Source organism: Massilia cavernae (assembly GCF_003590855.1).
GTDB lineage: Bacteria > Pseudomonadota > Gammaproteobacteria > Burkholderiales > Burkholderiaceae_D > Telluria_A > Telluria_A cavernae.
Genome location: NZ_QYUP01000108.1, coordinates 23,114 through 30,267, shown reverse-complemented (window position 1 = coordinate 30,267; position 7,154 = coordinate 23,114). Strand labels below are relative to the sequence as shown.

Annotated in this window: 6 protein-coding genes and 1 pseudogene; 4 read left to right on the top strand and 3 right to left on the bottom strand. The window is 65.8% G+C overall.

Features of this window, described 5'->3' with window-relative positions; translation table 11 throughout:
* Positions 1-9 precede the first annotated feature (9 nt).
* The 3 genes and pseudogenes from egtD to D3872_RS11100 all read left to right on the top strand — a co-directional run bounded on the left by egtD (position 10) and on the right by D3872_RS11100 (position 3,068).
* Complete coding sequence (gene egtD, locus D3872_RS11110; RefSeq protein ID WP_119810826.1) at positions 10-924, top strand: L-histidine N(alpha)-methyltransferase; 915 nt, start codon at positions 10-12, stop codon at positions 922-924.
* Positions 902-2,140 (top strand): ergothioneine biosynthesis protein EgtB, encoded by a 1,239-nt coding sequence (gene egtB / locus D3872_RS11105; protein ID WP_182915773.1) that lies wholly within the window; start codon positions 902-904, stop codon positions 2,138-2,140. The genes egtD and egtB overlap by 23 nt, the downstream gene beginning before the upstream one ends.
* Positions 2,137-3,068 (top strand): annotated as a pseudogene (locus D3872_RS11100) (YihY/virulence factor BrkB family protein). The gene egtB and the pseudogene D3872_RS11100 overlap by 4 nt, the downstream one beginning before the upstream one ends.
* Before the next feature lie 6 nt (positions 3,069-3,074).
* Here the strand turns inward: D3872_RS11100 and D3872_RS11095 are convergent.
* From D3872_RS11095 to senB, 3 genes are all read right to left on the bottom strand, one after another.
* Positions 3,075-3,434 (bottom strand): DUF1428 domain-containing protein, encoded by a 360-nt coding sequence (locus tag D3872_RS11095; RefSeq protein ID WP_119810824.1) that lies wholly within the window; start codon positions 3,432-3,434, stop codon positions 3,075-3,077.
* A 122-nt stretch (positions 3,435-3,556) separates the two neighbouring features.
* The gene (selD, locus tag D3872_RS11090) at positions 3,557-4,612 is read right to left on the bottom strand and encodes a selenide, water dikinase SelD (RefSeq protein ID WP_119810823.1); all 1,056 of its coding nucleotides are present in this window, start codon (positions 4,610-4,612) and stop codon (positions 3,557-3,559) included.
* Complete coding sequence (senB, locus tag D3872_RS11085; protein WP_119810822.1) at positions 4,609-5,595, bottom strand: selenoneine biosynthesis selenosugar synthase SenB; 987 nt, start codon at positions 5,593-5,595, stop codon at positions 4,609-4,611. The genes selD and senB overlap by 4 nt, the downstream gene beginning before the upstream one ends.
* Positions 5,596-5,953: 358 nt before the next feature.
* On the opposite strand from senB, the gene senA reads away from it, so the two are divergent.
* Positions 5,954-7,150 carry a selenoneine synthase SenA gene (gene senA / locus D3872_RS11080; protein ID WP_119810821.1) on the top strand — a complete coding sequence of 399 codons (1,197 nt, stop codon included), beginning with the start codon at positions 5,954-5,956 and terminating at the stop codon, positions 7,148-7,150.
* The last annotated feature ends 4 nt before the right edge of the window (positions 7,151-7,154 follow it).

The following is a 7,154-nucleotide window of genomic DNA, read 5'->3' as shown; positions in this document are numbered from 1 at the left end:
GGAGAAAGCGTGCTGGCCGAGCTGAGCGCAGGACTGTGCGCGCGCGAAGCCCATATCTCGCCCAAGTTCCTGTATGACCCGCTCGGCTCGAAACTGTTCGAGGCCATCTGCGAGCTGCCCGAATATTACCCGACCCGCACGGAAGCCGCGGTGTTCGAGCGCTACGGCGCCGACATCGCGCGCGCGGCCGGTCCCGGCTGCACCATGATCGACCTCGGCGCCGGCAATTGCGCCAAGGCCGCCAGCCTGTTCCCGCTGCTGCATCCCGGCCAGTACGTGGCCATCGACATCTCGCGCGAATTCCTCAACGAATCGCTGTCGCGGCTGCGCCAGCGTTTCCCCCATATCGAAATGACCGCGCTCGGGCAGGACTTTTCCAGCCGGCTCGACCTGCCTGCCTCGGTCAGCCATGCACGGCGGCTGTTGTTCTATCCCGGTTCGTCGATCGGCAATTTCACGCCCGATGGAGCGCGCGCCTTCCTCAAGCGCGCGCGCGCCCGGTGCGACATCGATGGCGGTCTGCTGATCGGGATCGACCTGCTCAAGGACGAGGACACGCTGGCCGAGGCCTACGACGACGCCCTGGGCGTCACCGCCGCCTTCAACCTGAACGTGCTGCGCCACGTGAACGCGCTGGCCGGCGCCGACTTCGACGTGCGCGGCTGGCGCCACTTCGCCTTCTTCAACCGCGGCGAAAGCCGCATCGAGATGCACCTCGAGGCGCTGCGGCCGATGACGGTCAGCTGGGCGGGCGGCTCGCGCAGCTTTGCCAGGGGCGACCGCATCCATACCGAAAACAGCTACAAGTACCGCAAGAGCGCCGCCGTCGGCCTGCTCGAACAGTCCGGCTTCCAGGCCACCAATGTCTGGACCGATCCCGATGAATGGTTTGCCGTCATCCATGCGCGCGCCATTGGTCCCTGAGAGCTTGCTGCGGCGGTACGACAGCGTGCGGCGCCGCTCCGCGCAGCTGGCCGAGCCGCTGTCCGACGAGGACTGCCTGCCGCAGTCGATGCCCGACGCCAGCCCGGTCAAGTGGCACCTGGCGCACACCACCTGGTTCTTCGAAACCTTCATCCTCGAGCGGCACGAAGCGGGTTTCCGGCCTTTCCATCCGGCGTTCCGGGTGCTGTTCAACTCCTATTACAACGGCATCGGCGCCAAGCACCCGCGTGCACAGCGCGGACTGGTGACGCGGCCCGGCATGGCCGAAGTGCGGGCTTACCGGCAGGATGTCGACGCGCGCATGGCGTGCCTGATGGAGCAGGCGGGCGCAGACGCGGGGCTGGCGGCCCTGGTGACGCTGGGACTGCAGCACGAACAGCAGCACCAGGAGCTGATCCTTACCGACGTCAAGCACCTGCTGGCACAGAATCCGCTGTATCCCGCCTACGAAAACCCCAAAACCGTCGTTCCCGCCAGTGGCGGGAAACGACGGCGGTGGACGGCTTTCGCGGGCGGGCTGGCGGACATCGGCCACGCAGGCGAGGGCTTCTGCTTCGATAACGAGCTACCGCGCCATCGCCAGTTCGTGGCGCCGTTCGAGCTGGCCGACCAACTGGTCACCAACGGCGAATACCTGGCCTTCATCGAGGCGGGCGGCTACCGCGATCCGGCATTGTGGTTGTCCGAAGGCTGGGACATGGTATGCGCCCAGTCGCTCCGCCATCCACTGTACTGGCACCTCGATACCGCCACCGGCCGCTGGCGCGAATTCACCCTGCACGGCATGCAGCCGCTCGACCCTGCGCTGCCCGCCACCCACCTGTCCTTGTATGAGGCCGACGCCTGCGCGCGCTGGGCCGGCGCGCGCCTGCCCACCGAGGCCGAATGGGAGCTGGCCGCAGCAGGCATCGCGCCCGAATGCGGCTGGCTGCACCCGGCTGCCGCGCGCGGCGAAGGGTTGCAGCAGATGTACGGCCATTGCTGGCAGTGGACCAGCAGCAGCTATGCGCCATATCCCGGCTTCGCGCCCCAGGCTGGCGCGCTGGGCGAATACAACGGCAAGTTCATGATCAACCAGTACGTGCTGCGCGGCTCGTCGTGCGCGACGCCGGAAGGCCATGCGCGTGCAAGCTACCGCAACTTCTTCCCGGCCGGCGCGCGCTGGCAGTTCAGCGGTACCAGGCTGGCCCGATGATCCGCAAACGACTGCGCCCGATACAAATCCTGAACCGGCGCGCGAACGCCTACATCATCGCGCACCCGCTCGCCTTTTCGCTACAGGTGATCAAGGCCTTCCGCGCCAACCAGGGTCTGCTGCTGGCCGGCGCCGTCGCCTACTACGCGCTGTTGTCGATCGTTCCCTTCCTGATGCTGGTGGTGGTGGCGCTATCGCATTACATCGATCCGGTGGAGCTGCTGGCGACGCTGCAGCGCTACCTCGAATGGCTGCTGCCGGGGCAGTCGAAGGCGATCGTCGTTGAGGTGGGCAACTTCCTGACCGAGCGCGGCTTGATCACGGGCGTGCTGGGCGTGACGATGCTGTTTTTCAGTTCGCTCGCCTTCACCGTGCTCGAAAACGCGATGAGCGTGATCTTCATCCACCGCGTGGCGATCCGCAGGCGGCACTTCCTGATCTCGGCCATCCTGCCTTACTGCTACATCCTGGCGCTGGGCTTCGGCGTGATGCTGGTGACGCTGGTGGCCGGCACACTGCAGGTGCTGGGGCAGGAGCAGGTCGAGTTCCTGGGCTACACCTGGTCGCTGTCGGGCTTCTCGGGGTGCTGCTGTACCTGCTCGGCCTGTTCGGCGAGATACTGGTACTCAGCTCGATCTACCTGGTGATGCCGGTCGGGCGGCTGTCGGTGTCGCACGCGCTGGTCGGCGGCGTGACCGCGGCGCTGCTGTGGGAGATCGCGCGCCATGTGCTGGTGTGGTACTTCTCGACGCTGTCGCAGGTGAACATCGTGTACGGCTCGATGACCACCGCCATCGTGGTGATGTTCAGCCTCGAGATCGGGGCCACCTTGCTGCTGCTGGGCGCCCAGGTGATCGCGGAATACGAACGGGTAGGGCGCAAGCAACGGGCGAGCGAGCCGGTGCCGATGACCACCGCCCGCCCTTGATGCTGTCTACAGGTCGACCACCATCTCGAAGCCGCCGTAGATCATGCGCTTGCCGTCGAAGGGCATGTTTTCGGGTTTCATCATGTCGGCCATGCGCTGGTCCTTCATGACCTTGTCGTTGACTTCATCGCGCTTGGCGCGCGACTCGTAGACGATCCACGAAAAGAACACCACTTCGTTCTCTTCCAGGTTGACGCTCTGCGGGAACGAGGTCCACTTGCCCGGCTTGACGTCGTCGGCCATGCACTCGCGGAATTCCAGCGCCCCGAGGTCCTTCCAGATTGCGCCGCACTTGCGCGACATGTCCTTGTATTTCTCCACGTTCTCCTTTGGTACCGGCACCACGAAACCATCGACATAAGCCATGACTTCCTCCTGGTTGAGCTGTTGGGTGAGCTGGAAATCATACCCCTTGGCGGCCCGGCGTCACGCACGATTGCGGCGCGCACGCCACATGTCTGTCATTGCTTTAATTCACTACGACGATGTCAGGCGCGGACGTTGATACGCGGCGCGCCTGCTTCCATGCGGCCGATGACGGCAGCATGGGCGAAGCCTTCGCGCGCGAACAGTGCCAGCACCTCGTCGACGCAGGCCGCGTCGACCGACACCAGCAGGCCGCCCGAGGTTTGCGGGTCGGTCAGCAGGGCCTGCTGGTGCGGCGCCACGCCCTCGGCCAGGGTGACGTCCTTGCCGTAGGCGTCCCAGTTGCGGCCGGAGGCGCCGGTGAAGTAGCCATCCTTTGCCAGCTGCTCGACACCAGGCAGCAGCGGAATCTTCGCCATGTCAAGCTGCGCCGACAGGCCGGCGCCGCGCGCCAGTTCCAGCAGGTGGCCCAGCAGGCCGAAGCCGGTGACGTCGGTCATTGCATTCACGCCCGCCATTTCCGACAGTGCCTTGCCCGGCTTGTTCAGCTTGGTGGTGTTCTCGATCATGGCCTTGTAGCCTGCCTCGTCCAGCACGTCCTTCTTCAGCGCGGCCGACAGGATGCCCACGCCGAGGGGCTTGCCCAGGATGAGGACATCGCCCGCTTTGGCGTCGGCGTTGCGCTTCACTTTCGACGGATGCACCAGGCCCATGACGACCAGGCCGTAGATCGGTTCGACCGAATCGATGGTGTGGCCGCCCGCGATCGGGATGCCGGCTTCGGCGCAGATCGACTCGCCGCCGCGGATGATGTCACCGATGGTCGACAGCGGCAGCTTGTTGACCGGCATGCCGACCAGCGCGAGCGCCATGATCGGGGTGCCGCCCATCGCGTACACGTCGGAGATCGCGTTGGTCGCGGCGATGCGGCCGAAGTCGAACGGGTCGTCGACGATGGGCATGAAGAAGTCGGTGGTGGCGATCAGCGCCTGTTCGTCATTGAGTTTGTAGACGGCGGCGTCGTCGGCGGTTTCGATGCCGACCATCAGCTCCTTCGGCACCGGGAAGCCGGCGGAATTCTTCAGGATCTCGGACAGCACGCCCGGCGCGATCTTGCAGCCGCAGCCGCCGCCGTGGGAAAACGAGGTGAGTTTGATTTTCTGTTCTGGTGCGCTCATGAAGATTCCAATGAAAAGTTTGTGCTGCCGACGAGAAGATTATCCACCATGTCGAGGACGGCCGCTTGCTCGGCCGCGGGCGTGAACAGGGCGGCGCGCGCGGCGCATTGGGCGCGCAGCCGGGCAAGGAAGGCCGGGTCGGCGATGCTGCGGCCGATCAGCGCCGCCAGCGCGGCTGCGTCGCCGACCGGGAAGTAACCGGCGTAGTCGTCGCCAAGCATGCCGCGGTTGCCGCTGATGTCGCTGGCCAGCACCGGCACGCCGCTGGTGACGGCCTCGATGATGACGTTGGCGCCCCCTTCGATCACCGAGGCGATCACCATCGCGTGGCTGCGCGCCAGCTGTCCGCGCGCGTCTTGGTGGGGCAGGTTGCCGAGCCAGCGGTAGCGGGCGTCGAGGGCTTGCGTGCGTTCGGCCGCCATGCCCAGTTCGGGATCGAGGGCGCCGCCGATGTGGACGAAGCGGGCGGCGGCTTCGGTCACCATCGGGCAGGCGCGCATGAAGGTGAGCGGGTCTTTTTCCGGACGCAGGTGGCCGATCATGGTGAAGGTGAAGCTGCCATCTTCGGAAGGGGACGACGCCACGGCGGGCGCCGACTGGCGGATCACGCGGGCTTTCTGGCGCACCGCGGCCGGCAGCATGTCGAGGCCCGCGTCCTGCAGCACCACCAGCACGGAGGCGTGGGCGAGCGATGCCTGGGCCGACGCGTCGTCCCGGATGTCGCGGTACAGGTCGGTGCCGGTCAGGACCAGTACGCGCGGGCGCTGTGGGAAGGCGCGGGCGAAGGCGGCCAGCGCGGCGGCCGAGCGGCGCGCGTGCAGGGCGATCATCAGGTCCGGCGCGGCGCCGCTGCCTGGCGTAAAGCTGGTGGCGATATCGACCTGGTAGCGGCCCTTGAGGAAATGCGCCCAGCGGCTGGCGGTCTGCCAGTTGCCGTTATTTTGCCCGGCCAGGGCCGGGCTGACGATTGCCACGCGTTTCAACGCTGTCGCTCCTTAAAATAGATACAATCCTGCCTTGACATCCTCCCCTTCGTGAACGAATGGGGATTCCCACTGCTGGCGTCTGATGCCCCAGACGGAAGCCGGACTGAAAGAGCCCAGCTTCTTATTCAATCCGCAGGATATCTCTCGACCTCGCCTAAGGCGACTGCGGATTGGAAAAAGCGGTACTGGTAAATCATGCCCCAGCGCGTAATCGCATACTGAAGCACTTATGGAGTTTGACCGTGGATCAACACCAAAGTTCAAGACATTTTTTTACTTGGACGGCTGCGGGCGCTACGCGCCCGGCTCCTTTCACTCCCTGCCCTGAAGTACAGGGTTTCTCGGAGCAATTCTGATGAATCCCATCAACGCATCGTTTAGGCAGGCCACGCCCCAGCAGCTCGCGGAGGCGCTGCAGTCTGCGCGGAATTATACGCTCAGGCTTTTCGACTACCTCGCGGCGGACGGCTTCGACCGGCTGGCGAACGTCCCGCACATCGCCACCATCAATCCGCCGCTGTGGGAGCTGGGACACATCGCCTGGTTCGCGGAATGGTACATCCTGCGCGAGGCGCGCTCCAGCCACCCGGCCGACGCCAGCGGCAACTCGCTCCTGACGCAGGGCGACGACTGGTTCGACTCCAATACCGTGGCCCACCGCACCCGCTGGACGCTGGATATGCCCGGCGCCGGCGCGCTCAAGACCTACTGCAACGAGGTGCTCGACCGGGTGCTGGATAAACTGTCGCGCGAGGCCAATGTGGATGAGGCGCTGTACCCGTACCGGCTGGCGCTGGCGCACGAGGCCATGCATGGCGAGGCGCTGCTGTACACGATGCAGACCCTGGGCGTGGCGCTGCCGGCAGGGCTGGTGCGCAGCGATGCGGTGCGGGCCGAAGCGCGCGAGATCGGCTATCCGGGCGGGACCATCACGATGGGCGGGCGGGCCGATGGCGGCTTCGTGTTCGATAACGAACTGGAGGCGCACCAGGTGTATGTGCCGCCGTTTTCCATCGACGCGGCGCTTGTGACGAATGCGCAGTATGCGGAGTTTGTGGCGGGCGGAGGCTATGAGGACGCCGCGTTCTGGAGCGAGGTGGGGCGCGCCTGGCTGATGCGGCAGGAGCGCTCGGCGCCGCGCTACTGGTCGCGCAATGGGGGGCAGTGGCGCGTTGGGCGGTTCGGGCGGCTGCAGACGATCGATCCGTTCGAGCCGGTGCGGCATGTGAGCTTGTACGAGGCGCAGGCATATTGCGCGTGGGCGGGGCGGAGGCTGCCGACCGAGGCGGAGTGGGAGTATGCGGCGACGTCCGGCCAGCCGGGGTTCGGGTGGGGGCAGTTGTGGGAGTGGACCGCGTCGCCGTTCGAACCGTATCCGGGATTTGCGGCGGGACCGTACCGGGAGTACTCGGAGCCGTTTTTCATGACGCACCAAGTGCTGCGCGGGGCGTCGTTTGCGACACCTTCGCGGTTCGGATCGGCCAGGTTCAGGAATTATTATTTGCCGGAGCGCGAAGATATGTTTGTGGGGTTCAGGACCTGCGCGTTTTGAAGGC